Below are 20,095 nucleotides of genomic sequence, written 5' to 3'. Positions count from 1 at the left end.
CGAGATGCGCGCCGCCTTCCTGCAGAAGGACCTGACGAAGAGCCGCGCCGGCTGGCTGTATTCGTACGATCCGCTCACGGTGCCCTTGCCGGCCTGAACAAACGGCGCTGGCCGCGATACATTCCGGAAAATCTTTTGTCTTTGGAGAATCCATGGCCTGGCAGCAGGAAGGGCGCGAGCCGGATTACCAGCCGCGCGACCCCGGCCTGCAGCCCGAACGCACCGCGCTCGCCTGGCGGCGCACCGCCCTGGCCATGACAGTCAACGCCATTCTCGTCGCGCGCACCGGCATCGCCAGCCAGGCGCGGCCGCTGATGCTGGCCGGCGGCCTGCTCGCCGGCTTCGCGCTGTTGCTGACCGGTGCCAGCGTGCTGCGGCACCGGCAACTTGCCAGCGCCGCGCCCGCGGCGCCGGGCCAGGGGCTGCTGGCCATCGCCACCCTCACGGTGCTGGCCGCTGCGGGATGCGCGCTGTGGTCTATGGTGCTGTGAGTGGCGCGATTCAGCTCGCGCGTTCAGCTTGCTCTCGCTCCAGCCGGCGCTCGCTGGCCAGTGCGACCGTGAAGGCAAGCTGCGCCAGCGCGGTCGCCACGACCATGACGATGGTCGCGGACAGGGCCGGGTCGCGGCCACTGGCGGCGGCCGCGGTGCAGATCGCGCCGATGGTCATCTGCGTGCAGCCATAGAGACCGGCGGCCGATCCCGTCAGCCGCGGATTCACGCTCACGGCCTTCGCCAGCGCCGAAGGGCTGGTCATGCCGCAGCCGCAGGTGAAGAACAGCATCACGCCCAGGGTGGTCAGCAGCGTGAGGTGGCCGGTCAGCACGATCGCCAGCAGCACGAGGCCGCTGGCCAGGCTCAGGGTGTTGCCCACCCGCAGCAGGCGCGCCGCCGCGACCCGCCGCGCCAGCATGCTGGTCAGGCCATTGCCCGCCGCCATGCCCAGCACCATCAGGCCCGAGTACATGCCGACGCGATGCACCGGTTCGTGCAGTTGGTTGATGAAGATGAAGGGCGCGGCCGAGAGGAAGGCGTACACGCAGGTGGTCGCCGAGCCGCCGCCCAAGGCGAAGCCGACGAAGCGCGGCGAGGACAGGAGCGCGCGGTAGTCGCCCACCAGGGTCTGCATGCCGAGGCGCCCGCTTGGTCGCGCCGTCTCCGGCAACAGCCGCCAGGTGAACACGAGCGTGGCCGCGCCAGCGATGGCCAGCAGCACGAAGATCGCGCGCCAGCCCGCGGCGGCGGAGACGGCGCCGCCGACCACCGGGGCCAGGCCGGGGCCGATCATGATCATCAGGTTCAGCAACGCAAGTTCGCGGATCGCCGACTCGCTGCTCGTGGTGTCGCGCACGATGGCGCGCCCGAGCGCCAGGCCGGCGCAGCCACCGAGCGCCTGCACCAGGCGCGCGCCCAGCAGCATTCCCAGGTTGGGCGCGCAGGCTGCCGCGACGCCGCCGGCGGTGTAGAGCGCCAGGCCCGTCATGAGCAGGGGCCGCCGACCGAGCGCATCGGACAAGGGGCCGTAGCAAAGCTGGCCGGCGGCCAGGCCGATGATGTAGATGCTGATGGCCATCTGCATCTGGCCGGTGGTGCTGCCCAGGGCGCGCGCCGCATCGGGCAGCGCCGGCACGAACATGTGCATGGCCATCGTGCCGCTGATGGTGATCAGCACCAGCAGCCACATGGGCGGGGCCAGGGTCTGGCGGGTGTTGGTCATCCGGCGCGCCCCTCGTCGCTGTCGCCGGCGCGCAGCGTTTCTTCCAGGGCCTGCGCGATGCGGCTCACCACCGCATGGGCCGTCTCCAGGTCGGCCTGCGGGATGCCCGCCAGCAGGCGCCGCCGGGTCGCGCGTGCCACCTGTTCCACCTGCGCCACCGTCTCCTGCCCGAAGGCGGTGAGGTGGATGGTCTTGGCACGGCGGTCGGTGTGCTCCAGGCGCTCGATGTAGCCGGCCACCTGCAGCGCATCGAGCACGCGCACCAGCGAGGAGGTGTCCAGCACCAGGGAAGCGGCCAGGTCCTTCTGCCGCGGCGGCTGCGGCGCGCGGGCGATGTGCAGCAGCGCCAGCCAGGTGGCCTGGGTCAGCCCGAGCGGCTGCAGCGCTTCATCCAGCACCCGGCGCCATTGGCGCGTGGTCTGGGACATCAGGGCGACGAAGGATTCGCGCACCTGCTCGGAACGGGTCGGCATGGTGACGGTTCGAATTGCTTGGGAACCCAATTATCGACGAGCCCCTGTATTTCCGCCGCCCGCGCGGCACGGTGGGCCGCAATAGCGTGAAAGTCTGCGCGTCAGCGTGCGCCGGCCAGGTAATCCACGAGGTGGCGCACCGTGTTCTGCTGGTAGCCGCGCATCTGTTCCCGGGCGGCATAGCCCAGGTGCGGGGTGAGCACGACCTTGTCCAGCGTGCGCAAGCGGTCGTCGGGCGGCAGCGGCTCCTCGTCGAAGACGTCCAGCGCGGCGCCGCCGATGCGGCCTTGCGCCAGGGCCTCGTACAGCGCGTCCTGGTCCACCAGGCCGGCGCGCGCCGTGTTGACCAGCAAGGCGTGCGGCCGCATGCGTGCGAGGTCGGCGCGCGTGACGATGCCGCGGCTGCGCTCGCCCAGCACCAGGTGCAGGCTGACGATGTCGCTGATGATGAACAGGTCTTCCTTGGACGTGTACTGCGCACCGGCCGCTGCCGCCGCCTCGGGGGTGAGGTTCTGGCTCCAGGCGCGCACCTGCATGCCGAAGGCCTGGGCCACCGGCACCATCTGCCGTCCCAGCTTGCCCAGGCCGACCAGCCCCAGCGTCTTGCCGCGCAGCACGCTGCCGCACTGCGTCTGCCAGCCGCCCTCGCGCATCGCCTGCGCTTCTTGCGGGATCCGCCGCATCCACGCGAGGATCAGGCCCCAGGCCAGCTCGCTGGTGGCGCTCGCTCCCGTCTCCGAGCCGCTGGCGGCGAGCAGCTTGATGCCACGTTCGCGCACAGCGTCTTCGTCCAGGGTGCGGTGTTTGCCGCCGGTGATGCAGATCAGCTTCAGGCGCCGCAGCCGCTCTAGCAGCCGGCGCGGCATCGCCATGCGTTCGCGCATCAGGCACAGGGCGTCGAAGCCGTGCAGCTGCTTCGCCGCTTCGTCTTCGCTCAGGTGGCGATCGAAGACGACGACCTCCGCTTGCGCCTGCACCGGCGACCAATCGGCGAGGGTGAGCGCGACGTGCTGGTAGTCGTCGAGCACGGCGATGCGGAAGTCGGCCATGGCGTCAAAGTTCCTGCAGGTGAAGGGCGCCGAGCGGCAGGCGCTCGAGCGCCCACAGGCTGCGCAGCAAGGTGGCGGCGGCCTCGCTGCCGATCACCGGGCCGGCGAGTTCCGCGAACTTGTCATCGAGTTCGGCGTCCGAAAGCGGCGCCTCCGGGTCGCCTTTGCGATAGGGTGCGAAGTGCTGCAGCACGCGGCCGTCGCGCAGGGTGAGGGTGACGCGGGCGGCGCGCATGCCCGGGAAGCCGGCACTCAGCTGCGGGTCGGCCACCAGCCGCACCTTGCGCATGAGCGCGCGTGCCGTGGGATCGGCGAGTTGGGCCGGCTCGAAAGCGCCCAGCCGCACCGCGCCGGAGAGCAGGGCGCGGCACACGACGTAAGGCAGGCTGAACTTCGCCTCGAAGACGGTGCGCGGCTCGGGATTGCCCGCCACGTCCAACGCTGCGCGATAGGTGGCCACCTCGATCTGCTCCACCTGCGCTGCATCGATCGCGTGCTGCGCGCGCAGTTCCAGCATGGCGTCGATCGCCGCGAAGGTGTGGCCACAGCACGCGTGATTCTTCTGCGTGATCGCCATGATGTTGTAGCGGCTGCCCAGGCCCTCGGTTGCGCGCGCCCACTGGGGATCGCAAGCGAGCGCGGCGCCGAATCCGGCCTCGCCTTCCAGCACGTCGGGCGCGCCGGTGAGTCCGGCTGCAGCGCCGACGCCCGCGCTGACGCCCACCCAGGCGGCGTGGCCCGCATGCAGGGCCTTGGTCATCGCGTCCGAGCGGAAGGCTTGTTGCAGGCCCGCCGCCATGGAGGCCGCGGTGGCCAGCGCATGCCGCATCGCTTGCGCTTCACCGGGGGCGGCGAGTGCCGCGGCCGCCGCGGCGCTGCCGAAGCAGCCCACCGTGCCGGTCGTGTGGAAGAAGCGATAGTGCGAAGGCTGCACGGCGGCGCCGATGCGCGTGGAGATTTCGTAGCCGATGGTGATCGCTTTCAGCAGGTCGGCACCGCTGGCGACGCGGTCCTCGGCAACTGCCAGTGCCGCGGCGATCGTGGGGCAGCCCGGGTGGTAGACGGCGTCGCGGAAGATGTCGTCGAATTCCACCGCGTGCGAGATGCTGCCGTTGATCCACGCGGCCGTGCCGGGGAAGGCATGCGTGCGCTGACCGGGCAGGCTGGAGCGACCATGACCGAGCTCCCCCGCATGCGCCTTCATCAATTGCGGGCCGGGCGCCGCAGCGATGCCCGGAAAGAGCGCCGCGAACCAGTCGACCACGGCGCGTTTGGCGTGGTGCGCCACTTCCGGCGGTAGGGGGCGCCTGGCCTCGAAGACAGCGTAACGGGCAAGTTCGTCGACGATCATGGCGGCCCTTTCAGGGATAACGATAGCCCAGGCCGCGGCCGGAAACGCGGAAGCTCGCTGCTTTCGCAGTGCAGCACAGCATGGACTTCCGTCTTTCCGAGGAACACGCGGCCTTTGCCGAATCCGTGCGGCGCTTCGCACGCGACCGGCTTGCGCCCGGTGCCTTGCAGCGCGCCCATTCGCCGGAGTATCCGGCCGACATCGCCCGCCTGCTGGCCGGCCAGGGCCTGCTGGGAATCCCGTTCGCGGAGGAAGACGGCGGGCAGGGCGGCTCGCTGCTGCACGCGGTGCTCGCCATCCAGGAGGTGGCGCTGGCCTGCCCCAAGAGCGCGGACGTCGTGCAGGCCGGCAACTTCGGGCCGATCCGCACCTTCGTCGAATATGCAAGCGCGGCGCAGAAGGCGCGCTGGCTGCCTGGCCTGCTCAGTGGCGAGCAGGTGATCTCGCTGGGCATGAGCGAACCCGAAGCCGGCTCCGCGGTGACCGAGCTCACCACCTCCGCAAAGGCCGATGGCGACGCTTTCGTGCTCGCTGGCAGCAAGGTGTTTTCCACCCACAGCCCGCATGCCTCGCTGTTCCTCGTGTACGTGCGCTTCGGGCCCGGCCTGAACGGCATCGGCTCGGTGCTGGTCGAACGCGGCACGCCGGGCTTTCGCATCGGCGCGCCATCGGCTTTCATGAGCGGCGAGCAGTGGTGCCCGCTTTATTTCGAGGGCTGCCGCATTCCCGCCGGCAACGTGCTGCTGGGTGCGGGCGGCTTCAAGAAGCAGATGGCGGGCTTCAACGTGGAGCGCCTGGGCAATGCGGCGCGCTCGCTGGCACTCGGCCGGCTTGCCTTCAACCTGGCACGCGAGCACGTGCTGCTGCGCAAGCAGTTCGGCCGGGCCCTGTGCGAGTTCCAGGGCCTGCAATGGAAGTTCGCCGAGATGGCATTGAAGCTGGAGTCGGCGCAACTGCTGCTGTACAAGGCCGCCGTTGAAACCGACCAGGGCCTGCCCGATCCGCAAGCCAGTGCCATGGCCAAGCTCGCGTGCAACCTCGCCGGCTTCGAGGTTGCCAATGACGCGCTGCAGGCGATGGGCGCCACCGGCTATAGCCAGGACAGCCTGGTGGAGTACTGCGTGCGCCGCACGCGCGGCTGGATGATTGCCGGCGGGTCCATCGAGATCCTCAAGAACCGGATCGCCGAAGGCGTGTTCGGCCGCAGCTTTTCGCAACGCGCAGCCCGGGGCACCTGAAGCCCTGGCAAGGAGACAAGATGGAGTGCAACCGGAGACAGGCCCTGGCCGCAAGCGCGGCGCTGCTGGGCGGCGGCTGGATCACGCGCGCCGCGGCGCAGGCATCTGAGTATCCCAACGCGCCGGTGAAGATCGTGGTCGGCTTCAGCGCCGGCGGCCCGACGGACCTCGCAGCGCGGCTCGTCGGCGCCAAGCTGCAGGCGGCCTGGGGGCAGCCCTTCATCGTGGAGAACCGGCCGGGTGCGGGTTCGAACCTGGCGTCCGAGATCGTCGCTGCGGCCGCGCCGGACGGCTATACGCTGTTGATGGCGGCGGCGCCGATCGCGATCAACGGCCACCTGTACAAGGGCCTGAAGTACGACGTGCAGAAAAGCTTCGAACCGATCAGCCAGGTGATGTCCGCGCCGTGCATCCTCGCGGTCCGGCCCGACTCGTACAAGACGCTCGCGGAACTGGTTGCGGCAGCGAAGCAGCAGCCCGGCAAACTGAGTTTCTCGTCCTCCGGCCCGGGCGGCTCGCAGCACCTGGCCGGCGAACTGCTGCAGCAGAAGGCGGCCATCAAGCTGATCCACATTCCCTACAAGGGAGCCGCGCCGGCCCTGAGCGACCTCATTGGCGGCCAGATCTCGATGGGCTTCATGACCTCGCTGTCCTCGGTGCCCTATTTCACCTCGGGCCGGCTGCGCGCGCTGGCCGTCGCCGCACCGCAGCGCCTGCCGCAATTGCCCGACGTGCCCACGATGGCCGAGGCGGGCTTCCCCGGCGTGGAGGTCAACTCCTGGAGCGGGCTGCTGGCGCCGGCGCACACGCCGCCGGAAATCGTCGCGCGCCTGCAGCGCGAGGTGGTGCGGGCACTCGCCGCGCCGGATCTGCGCGACAAGTTGATGTCGCAGGGCGCGGTGGTGGTCGGCAGCACGCCCACGGAATTCGCTGCCTACCTGGCGCGCGAACATGCCGACTACGGCAAGTTGATTCGCTCAATCAACCTTACGCTCGATTGAGCGCCTGCATGGCAATGCGGCGCGCTGCGCGCCGGCTGCAATGTGCGAATCCGGACATTGCAGCAGCGATCGGATCGTTGGCATGCCAACACGCCGTTCGTATGCGTGGATTTGTGCGCGGACCCCTGCGCGGAACGGTCCGAGGCTTCACAATTGCGAAACAACGGGACGCAGCTTCGGTCATTCAGGGCCCGCTTTCACAATCTCCATGTCCGCACACGATCAACCCCAGCTTGACGCGATCGCCTTCCAACTGGTCGCCGCCGTCGAATCCTACGAGCAGGAGGTCGATCTCCTGCTTGCCGCCTGGCCCGACATGGAGCAGTACCGCGCCGTCAGCGAGGGTATCGAGGCGGTGCGCCGCTACGCCGCCGCCCTGCCCACGCTCTCGGTGCAATTCGTCGCGCTCCTGATCGCGCATACGGAACTCGTGCACGCGCTGTGGCAGCAGACGAACGACAGGCGCGCCGTGGACCGGCACGAACTGCAACCGGCCTGCGAGCAGCACCGCCGATGCGCCGCGGCGCTGCGTCTCAAATGCAAGTCGCTGCCGCGGTGAACATCACGATCACCGCGCCGGAGGCATGCCAGGTGGCGGCGATCTCGACCACGCCGATCTACTCGCACGTCGCCGGGCCCCTGCTCGGCTTGCCCGCGAGTTCCTGATGCCGCGGCCCCTGGACGGCATCACCGTCGTTTCGCTGGAACACGCGATTGCCGCTCCGTTCTGCACGCGCCAGTTGGCGGACCTCGGCGCACGCGTGATCAAGGTGGAGCGGCCGGGCGGCGGCGACTTCGCGCGTGACTACGACCAGCGCGTGAAGGGCCAGTCTTCGCATTTCGTGTGGGTGAACCGCTCCAAGGAAAGCCTCACGCTGGACCTGAAGCAAGCGCAGGCACTGCAGGTCCTGTCGGACTTGCTGGCAGGGGCCGACGTGCTGGTGCAGAACCTCGCGCCCGGCGCCGCCGAGCGCATGGGACTCGCGTACGAGCAATTGCGCGAGACCCACCCGCGCCTGGTGGTGTGCGACATCTCGGGCTATGGCAACGACGGCCCTTACCGCGACAAGAAGGCGTACGACCTCCTGATCCAGAGCGAGGCCGGATTCCTGTCCGTCACCGGCACGGCGCAGGAGCCGTGCAAGTCCGGCAATTCCATCGCAGATATCGCCGCGGGCATGTACGCGTACAGCAATATCCTGGCCGCACTGCTGCAGCGGCAGCGCACGGGCCGCGGCTCGCACATCGATGTTTCGATGCTGGAGGCGCTGGGCGAGTGGATGGGATTTCCGATGTACTACGCCTACGAGGGTGCGCCGCCGCCGCAGCGCAGTGGCGCCGCGCACGCGACGATCTATCCCTATGGTCCGTTCGAGGCGGGCGACGGCCGCACGGTGATGCTCGGATTGCAGAACGAACGCGAGTGGAAGGTGTTTTGCGAGAAGGTGCTGCTGCAGCCGGCGCTGGCCAGCGATGCGCGCTTCGCTACCAACGCCGGGCGCAGCGAACACCGCGAAGCACTCAGGGCACTGATCCTCACGGCCTTCCAGCCGCTGAGCGCCGCGCAGGTGATCGCGCGTCTCGAAGAGGCCCGGATCGCCAATGCGCACGTGAATACGGTGGGCGACATGTGGTCGCATCCGCAACTGCAGGCCCGCGAGCGCTACCGCAGTGTCGATACGCCCCAGGGGCCGGTGCAGGCCTTGTTGCCGCCGGGCGCGCACAGCGACTTCGAGTACCGCATGGAGGCGGTGCCGGCCGTGGGCCAGCACTCCGAAGCGATCCTGCGTGAGCTGGGCCGGGACGACGCGGCGATTGCGGCCTTGCGTGCCGCGGGAGCGATCTGAGGGCGCCTGGCAGCGATCTCAGCGTAGTCGGATCGGGCCTGCTTCAACCCGCCGCCGTCGCCGGCGTGTCGTTGCCCAGGTGCACGGCTTTTTCCTCGGCCCGCCGGAACAAGACCTCGGTGGGCGGGATGAACAGCATCTCGCCGCAAGCCCGGCAGTGGTAAAGGCGGCGGCTCCACAGCGGCCGCATCCACCATTTTCGCTGCGCGCGCTGGTAGTTCTCTGCGCGACAATTGCAAACAGTCAATCGCATTGTTGAATCTCCCGGCGGGTTTTTGCCGATTATTCCCTGTTTGCGAGAGAAATTACAACTAGTTTCGGTCCGGCAGAAGCGAGCAGGCAAAAAAAAAGCCCCGCTTGCGCGGGGCTTCCCCAGTGGACCTTGCTTGCATCAAGGTCCAACCCAACGACACCCGGAACTACTCTTTTCCCCAACCACCCCTTCGAATCCGGTACCGGCGAGCCGGCGATTCCAGTGCGCTTATTCCCGCGTCTTTCTGAAACCTGTTTCAAGAAGTATCGCCGGAACGAAGGTGCTTGCCAAGGCCGCTCGGCCGTCGGGCCGCCGCCGCTCATCCCGAGCAACGGGCCCGGGCGTGAAGGAAGTCGCGGAGGCCCTGGCTTCGGGCGCGCCGAGAGCTTCAGGCCGGCGGTGGCTTCTCGCCGGGAAGCGGCCGGTCGGACGGCATCTCGCTGGGCGAGCCGCCCTGGAAGCCGGTGAGCCGCGTCTCCTCGCCGAGATCGTTGAAGAAGTGGTCGCCGGACTGCCCGCGCGCCACCTGCGTGCGGTACCAGGCGTAACCGCCCGCGGCCACGGCCACCAGCGCGGGGCCGCCCCAGGAGTGCAGGTAGAGCGACAGCGCGAGCAGCAGCACGGCCGCGATGGCGGCAGCGGCGAAGAGTCGGGTGCTGCGTTTCATGGATGGGGCCGGGCCGCCATCCTAAGCTCAGCCCGCCGGCAGCGGAGTCGCCTGGGGCTCGCGCTGCGTGATTTCATGCGTAGGTGGACTGACCCCGGCGCGGCGTCGTCGCGGGTCGGATGCGCACGCTGGCCGCCTTCTCCAGCTTGTCCAGCAGCGCCTGCAAGGTGGAGCGGTGCTGCCGCCAGAGCGCCATGAAACGCTTGTCGTGCTCGGACTCCAGCCAGTGTTCCGGGTCGCGCAGCCACAGCGCCTGCTGGGTGCCCAGGAAGTTGATCAGGCGGTTGTGCACCGCCAGCAGTTCGGCCATGTCGCCGGACAGCTCGGAAAAGCAGGCCTGGCGAATGGTGCAGGCCCGGTCGAGGGCGGCGGCCGCTTCCGCTCCTTCGCCCTGGAACACCGCGGCGAGCCGCTGCGCGCAGACCCATTCGGAATAGCGTTGCAAGGACTGCAGCAGTTCCTGCGCCTGCACGCGGCGCTCGTCATTGCGCCTGCGGTAGCGCGCCAGCAGCCAGCTGAGAACGCCGATGACCAGCAGTGCGGCAGAAAGGCAGCCGGCGAGGTAGGTGGTGTTGTCCATGGCTCGGCTTCCGGTTCAGGCCGCGCGTCGGGCGCGGCTGCCGCTGGCCGACTTGGCGGCAGTCCCGGCTGGGGCCGCGGCGCGCTTGGCGCTGGCCGGGGATTTCCTGGCGGCCGACGCGCTGGCCTTGGCCGCGGTCTTGCGGGGTGGCGCTGGCGCGGCGGGCGCGGCCCCGCGCAGGCTGCGGCGCAGCAGCTCGGTCACGTCCTCGCCGGTGCGCTTGTTCACGCGCTTGTAGCCCACCGGATCCATCGTGCGGCGGTCGAGCCAGTCGAAGTCGACGTCGCTCTCCTCGGTCGCCGAGTAGAGGCCGATCGGGATGTGGACCAGCCCGAACGTGATGGCGCCCTGCCACAGCGAGCGCGTGGACGTCCTGGCCATGCCCTTGGTATCTGCCATTGAGTTGCGTGCGAATGTTTCGTGCAGTGTGCGAATGTGGCGGGGAACGCCTTGTCGGACGCACCCCGGCAGTCCTGTAGGCAGTCACCCCTAAGCCGGCACAAAGCGAAACGCCGGCGAGGGGTGAGCCTCGGCCGGCGTTTTGGGTGGGTTGCGGGGCATGGCCGCGGGACCCTGGAGGGATGGCATGCAGACCATCCCGGGATCCGCTGCGCGCGGGGACTGTCGGTGCGGTGGCCCGACCGCCGCGCGGGGCGTGCGCCCGGCAGCCTCAGGCGCGGGGGGCGTCGCTCTCGCCGGAGCGGGCGTGGCGCTTCTTGCCGGCGGCGCGCGCTTCTTCGCTGGTGAATTCGTGGGCGTGACCGCTCTGGTGGGCCGCCCGGCCGCCCAGGCTGGCGATTTCACGCTGGCGCTGCGGGTCCATCGCAGCAAAACCGCGCAGGGACTTCTTGGTCGCGGCGGTCTTCATGTTGTCGGTGTCGTGGGCGCTTTGGGAATCCATGGTGTCCTCTCTAGGTTGGTCTGTGAACAACTGGGGCAGCGCCAGGTGTCCAGGTTTGCGCTGTGCCGGTTGCTGGGGCGTGGGTCAACGCAACGGCAGAGTCTGTGTGCAATCATGAGTGCGGTTTGTAGGACGACGCCTCTAGCTATGTCGGCGAGGTCCTTCCTCCGATCGGGCCATCGCGGAAGGTGTTGACATGCCCCCACTACACTCGCTGGCATGAATCTGGAGACGGGCCCGGGGCCGACGACATCGGCCGAGGCGCACTGGGTCGAGGGAGAACTGGTTCGCAGCCTGATGCGGACGCAGCGCGATACCCAATGGGTGGGCCTGATCCTGGTGGCGATCTTCGTCGGCCTCCTGTACGACGACGTCTCGCCGGTCTGGCTGGCCGCCTGGGTGCTGGCGGTGCTGGCAGTGGCCGGCTGGCGCGTGTGGATCCTGCGGCGCTACGACCGCGAGGTGCTGCACGAAGGCGCTGACGAACACGTGGCCTTCTTCCGCCGCTACCGCCTCGTGTGGCCGCTGTCGGCGCTGCTCTGGGGCGGCACGACGCTGTTGTACTTCGATCGCTCTTCGCTCTCGGACCAGTTCATCTGCTGGCTGTCGCTGGCCGGCGTGGCGATGTTCTCGATCAACACCTTGTCGACGAGTCTGGCGACCATGCGCGCCTACCTCAACACCCTGGCCGCGACCGCGCTGGCGGTGCTGGCCTGGCGCATGGTGATCGAGTTGCGCCTGCAGGGCCCCATCTACCACTGGTTCCTGCTCGGACTGCTGCTGGTGTTCTGGGTCGTGCTGAGGCACGCGGGGCAAGTGCTGCACGACACGCACCGCCGCAATTTCGAGCTGCAGTACCGCAACACGCAGCTGATCGAATCGCTGACGCGCCAGACGCAGGCCGCGCTCGAGGCCGTGGAGATCAAGAACCGCTTCCTGGCCAGCGCTGCCCACGACATCCGCCAGCCGGTGCACGCCCTGGGGCTGTACGCCGACTGGCTCGGCACCGAGCCGGAGCTGGTGCACGAACTGGCGCCCAAGATCGTGGAGTCCACCAAGGCGGTGAATCAGCTGTTCGATTCGCTGTTCGACCTGGCGCGGCTCGATGCCGGCAAGGTGCGCCTGAACATCGAGACCGTCAACGTGGGCAAGCTGCTGCGCGACCTGGAACTGCAGTACCGCCCGCTCGCCCAGGCCAAGGGCCTGCAATTCCGGCTGCACGTGTGCCCGGGCTCCACGGTGTCGGACCACATCCTGCTGCAACGCATCCTCGGCAACCTGATCTCCAATGCCGTGAAGTACACGCAGCACGGGGGCATCCTGGTCGCCTCGCGCGCAACCCGCAAGGGCCTGCGCGTGGAGATCTGGGACACGGGCGCGGGCATCGCGCCGGTGCACCAGCGGGAGATCTTCCGCGAGTTCTACAAGGTGCCGAGCCACGCCGGCACCTCCGACGGCTTCGGCCTGGGCCTCTACATCGTCTCGCGCCTCACGCACATCCTGGGCCACTCGCTCACGCTGCGCTCGCGCGTAGGCAAGGGCACCGTCTTCCGGCTGATGCTGTTGCCGACCGATCCGCGCGCGGCGGCGGAACGCACGGCCTCCGCCGTGGCGCGCGCAGCCGGCGAGGCCGGCCACCTGTTCTAGTTCACAGGCCCTGGCCGGGAACGATCACGCGCCCAGCAGGCCGTGCACGCGCGCGAAGTGGATGGTCTGGGTGCGGCTCTTGACGCCCAGGCGCCGGAACAGGCGCCAGAGGTGCACCTTCACGGTGTGCTCGCTGATCCCGAGTTCGTCGGCGATCTCGCGGTTGGAGAGGCCGCGATCGAGCATGACGATCAGCTGCTTCTGGCGCTTGGACAGCTTGTTGTCGGTGGGCGCGAGTTCCTCGAACTGGCCGTCGGCGGACAGCAGCGCGCGCAGCGCGTTGCCGATCTCCTGGCCGCCCGAGGACTTCTCGATGTAGATGTCGGCCCCGGCCTCGATGCAGGCTTCCTCCGCGTCGGCGGAGGGGGATGCGGAGAGCACCGCCAGCGGCGTTTCCGGGAACAGCTTCTTGAGTTCATGCACGCCCGAGGTGCCGGTGGTGTCCGGCAGCTTGAGGTCGAGCGTGATCAGATCGGGCGCGCCGTGCTGCTTGACGGCGGCTTCGATGCCGCCGAGGCGCTCCAGTTCGACGACCTCCGCGCCAGGACGCATGCGGCGCAAAAGCATCACGACCGCCTCGCGCATGAGCGGGTGATCGTCGATGACGTACAGGGTCATGGTATTCGACAAATGTATTTCCAGGGAACGAGCGGCAAAGGATACGCCTTCATCGTCGTAAACCTCGGTGTTAACGACTTAGTTTACGTTGTCCGACAGGGCCTTCAGCGCGGCCAGCACCTGGTCGGCAGTGATGCCGGGCGCGAGCTGCGCGTCGCTCTCGTGCGGCAGGGCAAGGCCGCTCTTGAGCTCGGCGATGCATTGCCCCGCATCCTTGGGCGAGACGAAGCCGGTGCTTTGCAGCAGCGTGCGGCCCTGCGCGTCGACGAACCGGAAGTAGAACATCCCGTCGGCCTCGCGGTACTGCTTGAAACCGGGCAGCGCCGACTTGGTCTTGTCCTTCTTGCCGGACCCTGCCACCGTGGCAAGGTTGCGCAGGCCCACTGCGTGGCGCAGGTCCCGTAGCAGCGGCGTCGCGCGCTCGCGCGCCTTGGCCGCGCCCGCCTGCAGGATGGTCTCGAGTTCCTCGGGATGGTGCACCAGGTGCTCGTAGCGCTCGCGCATGGGCGCGACTTCGCTGTCGATGCGATCGAACAGCAGCTGCTTGGCGTCGGCCCAGGCAATGCCCTCGGCGAAGGACTGGCGCAGTTTCTGCGTCTCGTCGGCGGAGGCGAAGGCCTGGTAGATCTGGAAGAGCGCGGAGCCCTCGACCGCCTTGGGCTCGCCCGGCGCGCGCGAGTCGGTGACGATCGCGAAGATCTGCTTTCTCACCTGCTCGCGCGGCGCGAACAGGCCGATCACGTTGTCGTAGCTCTTGCTCATCTTGCGGCCGTCGAGGCCCGGCAGCAGGGCGACCGATTCGTCGACCGCCGCCTCGGGCAGCACGAGATGGTCGCCATAGAGATGATTGAAGCTCTGCGCCATGTCGCGTGCCATCTCGATGTGCTGGATCTGGTCGCGCCCGACCGGGATCTTGTGCGCCTTGAACACCAGGATGTCCGCGGCCATCAGCACCGGGTACATGAACAGGCCCACGGTGACGTCGGCATCGGGGTCCACGCCCGCGGCCGTGTTCTTGTCGACCTGGGCCTTGTAGGCATGCGCGCGATTGAGCACGCCCTTGCCCGTGACGCAGGTGAGCAGCCAGGTCAGCTCGGGGATTTCGGGGATGTCCGATTGCCGATAGAAGAACACCTCCTGCGGATCCAGGCCCGCGGCCAGCCAGCACGCGGCGATCTCCAGCGTGGAGCGCTGGATGCGGGCCGGCTCGTCGCACTTGATCAGCGCGTGATAGTCGGCCAGGAAGTAGAAGTTCTCGGTGCCCGCGCGCTGGCTGGCCTGCACCGCGGGCCGGATGGCGCCCACGTAGTTGCCCAGGTGCGGCGTGCCCGTGGTGGTGATGCCGGTCAGGTAACGTTCGATGGCGCTCATGCTCTCAATTCAGCAGGTAGGTGAGGGGAGTGAGCACGTAGCCCACCAGGCGATAGCCCAGCGAGATCAGGGGGCTCAGCCACAGGTTGCTGACCACGTGCGTGAGCACCAGGGCCATCACGATGTAGAAGCCCCAGGGCTCGATGCGCGCCAGCGCATAGGCAGGCCGAGGCGGCAGCAGGCCGACCAGCACGCGGCCGCCATCCAGCGGCGGCAGCGGAAACAGGTTGAAGGCCCACATCACCAGGTTGACCAGCACGCCGGCCTTGGCCATTTCCAGGAAGAAGCGCTCGCTGACGCCACCCGCCACCAGCAGGGTGAAGACCGCCCCCCACAGGATGGCCTGGACGAAGTTCGAGACCGGACCGGCAAGCGCCACCCACACGCTATCGCGCTTGGGATGGCGCAACTGGCCGAAGTTCACCGGCACCGGCTTCGCATAGCCGAAGAGGAAGGCACCCGAGGTCGCGAAGTACAGCATCAGCGGCATCAGGATGGTGCCGACCGGATCGATGTGTTTTAGGGGATTGAGCGTCACCCGCCCCAGCACATAGGCCGTGTTGTCGCCGAAGTGGCGGGCCGCGTAGCCGTGCGCCGCCTCATGGATCGTGATCGCGAACAGCACCGGCAGCGCGAAGATCAGGATGGTCTGGATCAGGTTGTTGGATTCCACCGTTCGATTCTCTCAGAGGACCCTCAGAGCCCCAGCAGCGCGAGTTCGCCGCGCCCCTGGCGCACCAGCACTGCGTCGCCGCCCGTGCCCATGGGCGTGAGGTCGACGACCGTTGTCGGCTGATCGGGGCAGGGGCCGGCGCCGATCACCGCGTCCAGCACTTTCTGGAAGCGCTGCCGGATCTCGTCGGGGTCGTTCAGCGGCTCGCTTTCGCTCGGGCCGATCAGCGTCGTCGCCAGCAGCGGGGCGCCATGCAGAGCGAGCAGTTCCTGCAGCACCTTGTGGTCCGGCACGCGCAGGCCGATCGTCTTGCGCTGCGGATGGCTCACCCGCCGCGGCACTTCGCGCGTCGCCTCGAGGATGAAGGTGAACGGACCGGGTGTCGCCGACTTGAGCAGGCGGTACTGTTTGTTGTCCACGCGCGCGTAATTGGCCACGTCGCTCAGGTCGCGGCACAGCAGCGTGAGGTGGTACTTCTCGTCGACCCGGCGGATCTGCCGCAGGCGGTCGGCCGCTGCCTTGTCGTCGAGATGGCAGGCGATCGCATAGCTGGAGTCGGTGGGCACCGCCACCACACCGCCGCCAACCAGGATGGCGACGGCCTGCCTCAACAGGCGCGGCTGCGGGTTCTCGGGGTGGAGTTCGAAATATTGGGCCATGGTCAGTCAGCGGCGCGCCGTTCGCGCACGGTGAGCCAGGCGCCGGCGGCGCCGCAGACCGCGATCATGACGATGCCGGCGAGGGACAGGTCGTCCGCCGGTCACTGGATGCGGTCGGCCAGCAGCTCCCAAACCGGCGTCAGGGTGCCGGGCAGGTAAGGCAGCTGGCCGAGGTCGGTATGGCTCTCGTCCGGGCTGTGGAAGTCGCTGCCGCGCGAGGCGGCCAGGCCGTATTCGCGCGCGGCTTCGCCGTAGCGCAGCGCTTCCGCCGCGCTGTGGCTGCCCGTCACCACTTCGACGCCGCGGCCGCCGTGCGCCTTGAATTCGGTGAAGAGCGCGTACTCCTCGTTGGCGGTGAACTTGTAGCGCGCCGGGTGGGCGATCACGGCCATGCCACCGGCATCGCTGATCCAGGCGACTGCGTGCTTCAGCGAGGCCCAGCGGTGCGGCACGTAGCCGGGCTTGCCTTCGGTGAGATAGCGGCGGAACACCTCGCTGGTGTCGCGGCACACGCCGCTCTCGACCAGGAAGCGCGCGAAGTGCGTGCGCGAGATCAGTTCCGGATTGCCGACGTAGCGCAGCGCGCCTTGATAGGCGTCCTTGATGCCCACCTGCGCCAGGCCGGCGGCGATCTCGTGCGCGCGCGGGCCGCGGCCCCCGCGAGTCTGTTCCAGTCCGCGCAGCATCTGCGGGTCGCCGGCATCGAAGCCGAGGCCCACGATGTGCACCGTCTCGCCGGCAAAGGTGACCGAGATCTCGGTGCCGGTGAGGTACTTCATGCCGTACGACCGGGCGGCCTCGGCCGCGCGCAGCTGGCCGCCGATCTCGTCGTGGTCGGTCAGCGCCCACAGCTCCACGCCGTTGGCCGCGGCGCGTGCCGCAAGCACCTCGGGTTCGAGCGTGCCGTCGGAAACCACGGAGTGGCAGTGCAGGTCGGCGTTGAGGATGGGCACGGCCTGATTCTAGGCGTCGGCATCGGGCTGGCGCCGTTGCGTCAGTTCAATGCCCCCGCTTCCTTCCGGATGTCCTCGCGCGTGGCGAGCGCGCAGCCGATCGCCAGCTCCAGCCCGCGCACGATTTCGGCCAGGCGCATCGAGGGCTGGCCCTGCTCCGGCAGCCACGGCACGTGGATGAGGCCACCGCGCACCCCCTGCCAGCGCGGCTGGCCCAGCAGGTGCATCAGGCCGTAGAAGGCCTGGTTGCAGACGAAGGTGCCTGCCGTTTGCGAGACCTCGGCGCGCAGGCCCGCATCCAGCAGGGTCTGCAGCATGGCCTTGATTGGCAGCGAGGTGAAGTAGGCGGCGGGTCCGTCGGGCACGATGGGCAGGTCGATCGGCTGCGCGCCCACGTTGTCCGGGATGCGGGCATCGTTGATGTTGATCGCCACCCGCTCGAGCGAAATGGCAGGCCGCCCGCCCGCCTGGCCCATGCAGACCACCAGCCGCGGCTGGTGCTCTTCCATGAGCGCCTGCAGGCGGTGCAGCGAAGCGCCGAACACGGTGGGGATCTCACCGCCGACGATGCGGTGGCCGGCGATCACCCGGCCGTGTAGCGCGTGCACGGCGTCCCAGCTGGGATTGACGGGACTGCCGCCGAAAGGATCGAAGCCTGTCACCAAAACGGACAAGGGACTACGGACGGCCGGATTGGGAACAGCTAGCATGCGGTCACTCTACAGCAGGGAGATCGGCATGCGTTGGGAAGGTAACCGTGAGTCTTCGAACGTCGAGGACGAGCGCTCCGGTGGCGGCGGCTTCGGCATCGGCGGCGGCACCATCGGCATCGGCACCATCGTGATCGCCCTGATCGGCGGCGCGGTGCTCGGCGTGAATCCGCTCACGCTGCTCGGGATGTTGACGGGGGGCGGCGGCGCCCCGGTCACGCAGCAGGCGCCCGCGCATGCGCCGCCGGCCAACGACCAGTCCGCGAAGTTCGTCTCCACGGTGCTGGCCGATACCGAGGACGTGTGGACCGACATCTTCAAGCAGGCCGGTGCGACCTATCACGATCCGAAGCTGGTGCTGTTCCGCGGCTCGGTGCGCACGGCCTGCGGCGCGGGCCAGGCGGCGATGGGCCCCTTCTACTGCCCCGCGGACCAGAAGGTCTACATCGACCTGAGCTTCTATGACACGCTGAAGAATCGCCTGGGGGCGCCGGGCGATTTTGCGCAGGCCTATGTCGTCGCGCACGAGGTGGGCCATCACGTGCAGCAGGAACTGGGCATCACGCAGAAGGTGGACCAGGCCCGCGCGCGCGCCTCGCAGGCGCAGGCCAATGCGCTGAGCGTGCGGGTCGAATTGCAGGCGGATTGCTTCGCCGGCGTCTGGGCGAACCATGCGCAGAAGGCCCGCAACATCCTGGAGCAGGGCGACATCGAGGAGGCCATGAACGCGGCGCAAAAGATCGGCGACGACGCCCTGCAAGCCAGCGCCGGCCGCGCCGTCGTCCCCGAAAGCTTCACCCACGGCACCAGCGCGCAACGCCAGAAGTGGTTCTCCACGGGCTTGCAGCAGGGCACCGTGAAGGCGTGCGATACGTTCAACACGCGCAGTCTCTGAGGCTGTCGAACGACCAGCAACCGGACGCAGAAGACGCAGAGGTTTCGCAGAAGACGCAGAAAATGCCTTCCAAGGGCTTGTCTCTTCTGCGCGTTCTGCGCAACTTTTGCGTCTTCTGCGTCCGGATACTTGGGTTTTCGATGCTGCCCAAATGCGCCCCGAGGCACGGTTTTTGCGGTAGTGCGAGAATAGTCGGTTAATGTCCGACCTCGCTTTTTCAAAACTTTCGCTGGCCGAGCCCTTGGCCCGGGCCGTGGCCGAGATGGGCTACGAGTCCATGACGCCGATCCAGGAGCAGGCCATTCCCGTGGTGCTGACCGGCAAGGACGTGATGGGCGCTGCCCAGACCGGCACCGGCAAGACCGCCGCGTTCTCGCTGCCGCTGCTGCAGCGCCTGCTGAAACACGAGAACTCCTCGACTTCGCCAGCGCGCCATCCGGTCCGGGCACTCGTGCTGCTGCCTACGCGCGAACTGGCCGACCAGGTCGCGCAGCAGGTCAAGCTTTATGCCAAGCACACCAACCTGCGCAGCGCCGTGGTGTTCGGTGGCATGGACATGAAGCCGCAAACCGCCGAACTCAAGCGCGGGGTCGAGGTGCTGGTCGCCACGCCGGGCCGGCTGCTCGATCACATCGAGGCGAAGAACGCGGTGCTGAACCAGGTCGAGTACGTGGTGCTGGACGAGGCCGACCGCATGCTCGATATCGGCTTCCTGCCGGACTTGCAGCGCATCCTCTCCTACCTGCCCAAGCAGCGCACCACGCTGCTGTTCTCGGCCACCTTCTCGCCCGAGATCAAGCGCCTCGCCAACAGCTTCCTGAACGACCCGGTGGTGATCGAGGTCGCGCGCAGCAACCAGACCGCCGACAAGGTCAGCCAGGTGGTCTACAAGGTGGCCGAGTCGAACAAGGTCGAAGTGGTCGAATTCCTGATCCGCGGGCGCCAGCTGAAGCAGGTTTTAGTGTTCTCGAACACCAAGATCGGCGCCTCGCGCCTGTCGCGCCACCTCGAACAGAGCGGCATCAAGGCCACCGCCATCCACGGCGACAAGACCCAGCAGGAGCGCATGGCCGCGCTGGACGCGTTCAAAAAAGGCGAGATCGACGTGCTGGTGGCGACCGACGTCGCCGCGCGCGGCCTCGACATCTCCGACCTGCCGTGCGTGATCAACTACGATTTGCCGTACAACGCCGAAGACTACGTGCACCGGATCGGCCGCACCGGCCGCGCCGGCGCCTCCGGCGACGCCATCTCGGTGTATTCCGACAAAGACGAGCGCCTGCTGGTCGATATCGAAAAGCTGATCAAGCAGACCATTGCCCGCGGCGAACTGGCTGGCTTCACCCCGTCTTCGTCTTCCTCGGCGTCCGGGTCTTCTTCCTACGGATCGCCGCGCCCGCCGCGCGACAGCGCCGACTCGCCATCCGAGCGGCGCACCCGCCGCCCGGACGGCGTGTCGGCGCCACGGCTTGCCGAGCGGCCCGCGCGCAGTG

The 20,095-nt window shown here is 68.4% G+C and carries 23 protein-coding genes and 1 pseudogene; 9 read left to right on the top strand and 15 right to left on the bottom strand.

Annotation, left to right across the window (positions count from 1 at the left end; all coding sequences use genetic code 11):
* Positions 1-152 precede the first annotated feature (152 nt).
* The gene (locus tag JWP60_RS10965; RefSeq protein WP_299790558.1) at positions 153-491 is read left to right on the top strand and encodes a DUF202 domain-containing protein; all 339 of its coding nucleotides are present in this window, start codon (positions 153-155) and stop codon (positions 489-491) included.
* 10 nt (positions 492-501) lie between these two features.
* Here JWP60_RS10965 and JWP60_RS10960 read toward each other — a convergent pair whose 3' ends face one another.
* The 4 genes from JWP60_RS10960 to JWP60_RS10945 all read right to left on the bottom strand — a co-directional run bounded on the left by JWP60_RS10960 (position 502) and on the right by JWP60_RS10945 (position 4,589).
* The gene (locus tag JWP60_RS10960) at positions 502-1,716 is read right to left on the bottom strand and encodes a multidrug effflux MFS transporter (protein ID WP_299790556.1); all 1,215 of its coding nucleotides are present in this window, start codon (positions 1,714-1,716) and stop codon (positions 502-504) included.
* Positions 1,713-2,189: a MarR family transcriptional regulator gene (locus JWP60_RS10955; protein WP_299790554.1), complete on the bottom strand. Its 477-nt coding sequence runs from the start codon at positions 2,187-2,189 to the stop codon at positions 1,713-1,715. Before JWP60_RS10955 ends, JWP60_RS10960 begins: the two co-directional genes overlap by 4 nt.
* A 101-nt stretch (positions 2,190-2,290) precedes the next feature.
* Positions 2,291-3,238, bottom strand: a complete 948-nt coding sequence (locus JWP60_RS10950; RefSeq protein ID WP_299790552.1) for a D-2-hydroxyacid dehydrogenase family protein — start codon at positions 3,236-3,238, stop codon at positions 2,291-2,293.
* A 4-nt stretch (positions 3,239-3,242) separates the two neighbouring features.
* Positions 3,243-4,589, bottom strand: coding sequence for an MmgE/PrpD family protein (locus JWP60_RS10945; protein WP_299790550.1), 1,347 nt, complete (start codon positions 4,587-4,589; stop codon positions 3,243-3,245).
* Between the two features lie 80 nt (positions 4,590-4,669).
* Here JWP60_RS10945 and JWP60_RS10940 point away from each other — a divergent pair, with 80 nt between their 5' ends.
* The 5 genes from JWP60_RS10940 (at position 4,670) to JWP60_RS10920 (ending at position 8,675) form a co-directional block, all read left to right on the top strand.
* On the top strand, positions 4,670-5,827 hold the full coding sequence (locus tag JWP60_RS10940; protein ID WP_299790548.1) for an acyl-CoA dehydrogenase family protein: 1,158 nt from the start codon (positions 4,670-4,672) through the stop codon (positions 5,825-5,827).
* A 20-nt stretch (positions 5,828-5,847) separates the two neighbouring features.
* Positions 5,848-6,828, top strand: coding sequence for a tripartite tricarboxylate transporter substrate binding protein (locus JWP60_RS10935; protein WP_299790546.1), 981 nt, complete (start codon positions 5,848-5,850; stop codon positions 6,826-6,828).
* A 208-nt stretch (positions 6,829-7,036) separates the two neighbouring features.
* Entirely contained in the window at positions 7,037-7,387 is a 351-nt protein-coding gene (locus JWP60_RS10930) for a hypothetical protein (RefSeq protein WP_299790543.1), read from the top strand.
* On the top strand, positions 7,366-7,494 hold the full coding sequence (locus JWP60_RS10925; protein ID WP_299790540.1) for a hypothetical protein: 129 nt from the start codon (positions 7,366-7,368) through the stop codon (positions 7,492-7,494). Before JWP60_RS10930 ends, JWP60_RS10925 begins: the two co-directional genes overlap by 22 nt.
* Positions 7,494-8,675, top strand: a complete 1,182-nt coding sequence (locus JWP60_RS10920; RefSeq protein WP_299790539.1) for a CaiB/BaiF CoA-transferase family protein — start codon at positions 7,494-7,496, stop codon at positions 8,673-8,675. The genes JWP60_RS10925 and JWP60_RS10920 overlap by 1 nt, the downstream gene beginning before the upstream one ends.
* A gap of 43 nt (positions 8,676-8,718) precedes the next feature.
* Here JWP60_RS10920 and JWP60_RS10915 read toward each other — a convergent pair whose 3' ends face one another.
* The 5 genes and pseudogenes from JWP60_RS10915 to JWP60_RS10895 form a co-directional block, all read right to left on the bottom strand.
* Positions 8,719-8,865 (bottom strand): hypothetical protein, encoded by a 147-nt coding sequence (locus tag JWP60_RS10915; RefSeq protein WP_299790538.1) that lies wholly within the window; start codon positions 8,863-8,865, stop codon positions 8,719-8,721.
* 451 nt (positions 8,866-9,316) lie between these two features.
* Positions 9,317-9,595 (bottom strand): hypothetical protein, encoded by a 279-nt coding sequence (locus tag JWP60_RS10910; protein ID WP_299790537.1) that lies wholly within the window; start codon positions 9,593-9,595, stop codon positions 9,317-9,319.
* A 73-nt stretch (positions 9,596-9,668) separates the two neighbouring features.
* A complete protein-coding gene (locus JWP60_RS10905) occupies positions 9,669-10,175 on the bottom strand; it encodes a hypothetical protein (protein WP_299790536.1) in 507 nt (168 codons plus the stop codon).
* A 201-nt stretch (positions 10,176-10,376) separates the two neighbouring features.
* A pseudogene (locus tag JWP60_RS10900) lies at positions 10,377-10,574 on the bottom strand (Ku protein); the annotation flags it as partial.
* A 271-nt stretch (positions 10,575-10,845) separates the two neighbouring features.
* Positions 10,846-11,043 (bottom strand): KGG domain-containing protein, encoded by a 198-nt coding sequence (locus tag JWP60_RS10895; RefSeq protein ID WP_299790560.1) that lies wholly within the window; start codon positions 11,041-11,043, stop codon positions 10,846-10,848.
* 252 nt (positions 11,044-11,295) lie between these two features.
* Between JWP60_RS10895 and JWP60_RS10890 the strand changes: the two genes are divergently transcribed.
* Complete coding sequence (locus JWP60_RS10890; RefSeq protein WP_299790535.1) at positions 11,296-12,723, top strand: HAMP domain-containing sensor histidine kinase; 1,428 nt, start codon at positions 11,296-11,298, stop codon at positions 12,721-12,723.
* A 24-nt stretch (positions 12,724-12,747) separates the two neighbouring features.
* On the opposite strand, the gene JWP60_RS10885 is transcribed toward JWP60_RS10890, so the two are convergent.
* The 6 genes from JWP60_RS10885 to pcp all read right to left on the bottom strand — a co-directional run bounded on the left by JWP60_RS10885 (position 12,748) and on the right by pcp (position 17,707).
* Entirely contained in the window at positions 12,748-13,341 is a 594-nt protein-coding gene (locus tag JWP60_RS10885) for a response regulator transcription factor (protein ID WP_299790534.1), read from the bottom strand.
* A 78-nt stretch (positions 13,342-13,419) separates the two neighbouring features.
* On the bottom strand, positions 13,420-14,712 hold the full coding sequence (locus tag JWP60_RS10880; protein ID WP_299790533.1) for a tryptophan--tRNA ligase: 1,293 nt from the start codon (positions 14,710-14,712) through the stop codon (positions 13,420-13,422).
* A 4-nt stretch (positions 14,713-14,716) separates the two neighbouring features.
* Positions 14,717-15,385, bottom strand: a complete 669-nt coding sequence (locus JWP60_RS10875; protein WP_299790531.1) for a site-2 protease family protein — start codon at positions 15,383-15,385, stop codon at positions 14,717-14,719.
* Between the two features lie 23 nt (positions 15,386-15,408).
* Entirely contained in the window at positions 15,409-16,044 is a 636-nt protein-coding gene (locus tag JWP60_RS10870) for an L-threonylcarbamoyladenylate synthase (protein WP_299790529.1), read from the bottom strand.
* Between the two features lie 101 nt (positions 16,045-16,145).
* The gene (locus JWP60_RS10865) at positions 16,146-16,997 is read right to left on the bottom strand and encodes a 3',5'-nucleoside bisphosphate phosphatase (protein ID WP_299790526.1); all 852 of its coding nucleotides are present in this window, start codon (positions 16,995-16,997) and stop codon (positions 16,146-16,148) included.
* A gap of 41 nt (positions 16,998-17,038) precedes the next feature.
* Positions 17,039-17,707: a pyroglutamyl-peptidase I gene (gene pcp / locus JWP60_RS10860; RefSeq protein ID WP_299790523.1), complete on the bottom strand. Its 669-nt coding sequence runs from the start codon at positions 17,705-17,707 to the stop codon at positions 17,039-17,041.
* Between the two features lie 28 nt (positions 17,708-17,735).
* On the opposite strand from pcp, the gene JWP60_RS10855 reads away from it, so the two are divergent.
* On the top strand, positions 17,736-18,602 hold the full coding sequence (locus JWP60_RS10855; protein WP_299790520.1) for a neutral zinc metallopeptidase: 867 nt from the start codon (positions 17,736-17,738) through the stop codon (positions 18,600-18,602).
* Positions 18,603-18,801: 199 nt separating this feature from the next.
* Positions 18,802-20,095: DEAD/DEAH box helicase (locus tag JWP60_RS10850; RefSeq protein WP_299790517.1), on the top strand; the 1,294-nt coding region annotated here is incomplete at its 3' end.

The sequence above is a fragment of the Ramlibacter sp. genome, from assembly GCF_028291745.1.
Lineage (GTDB): Bacteria > Pseudomonadota > Gammaproteobacteria > Burkholderiales > Burkholderiaceae_C > Ramlibacter.
This window is presented reverse-complemented; position numbering and strand designations above follow the sequence as displayed.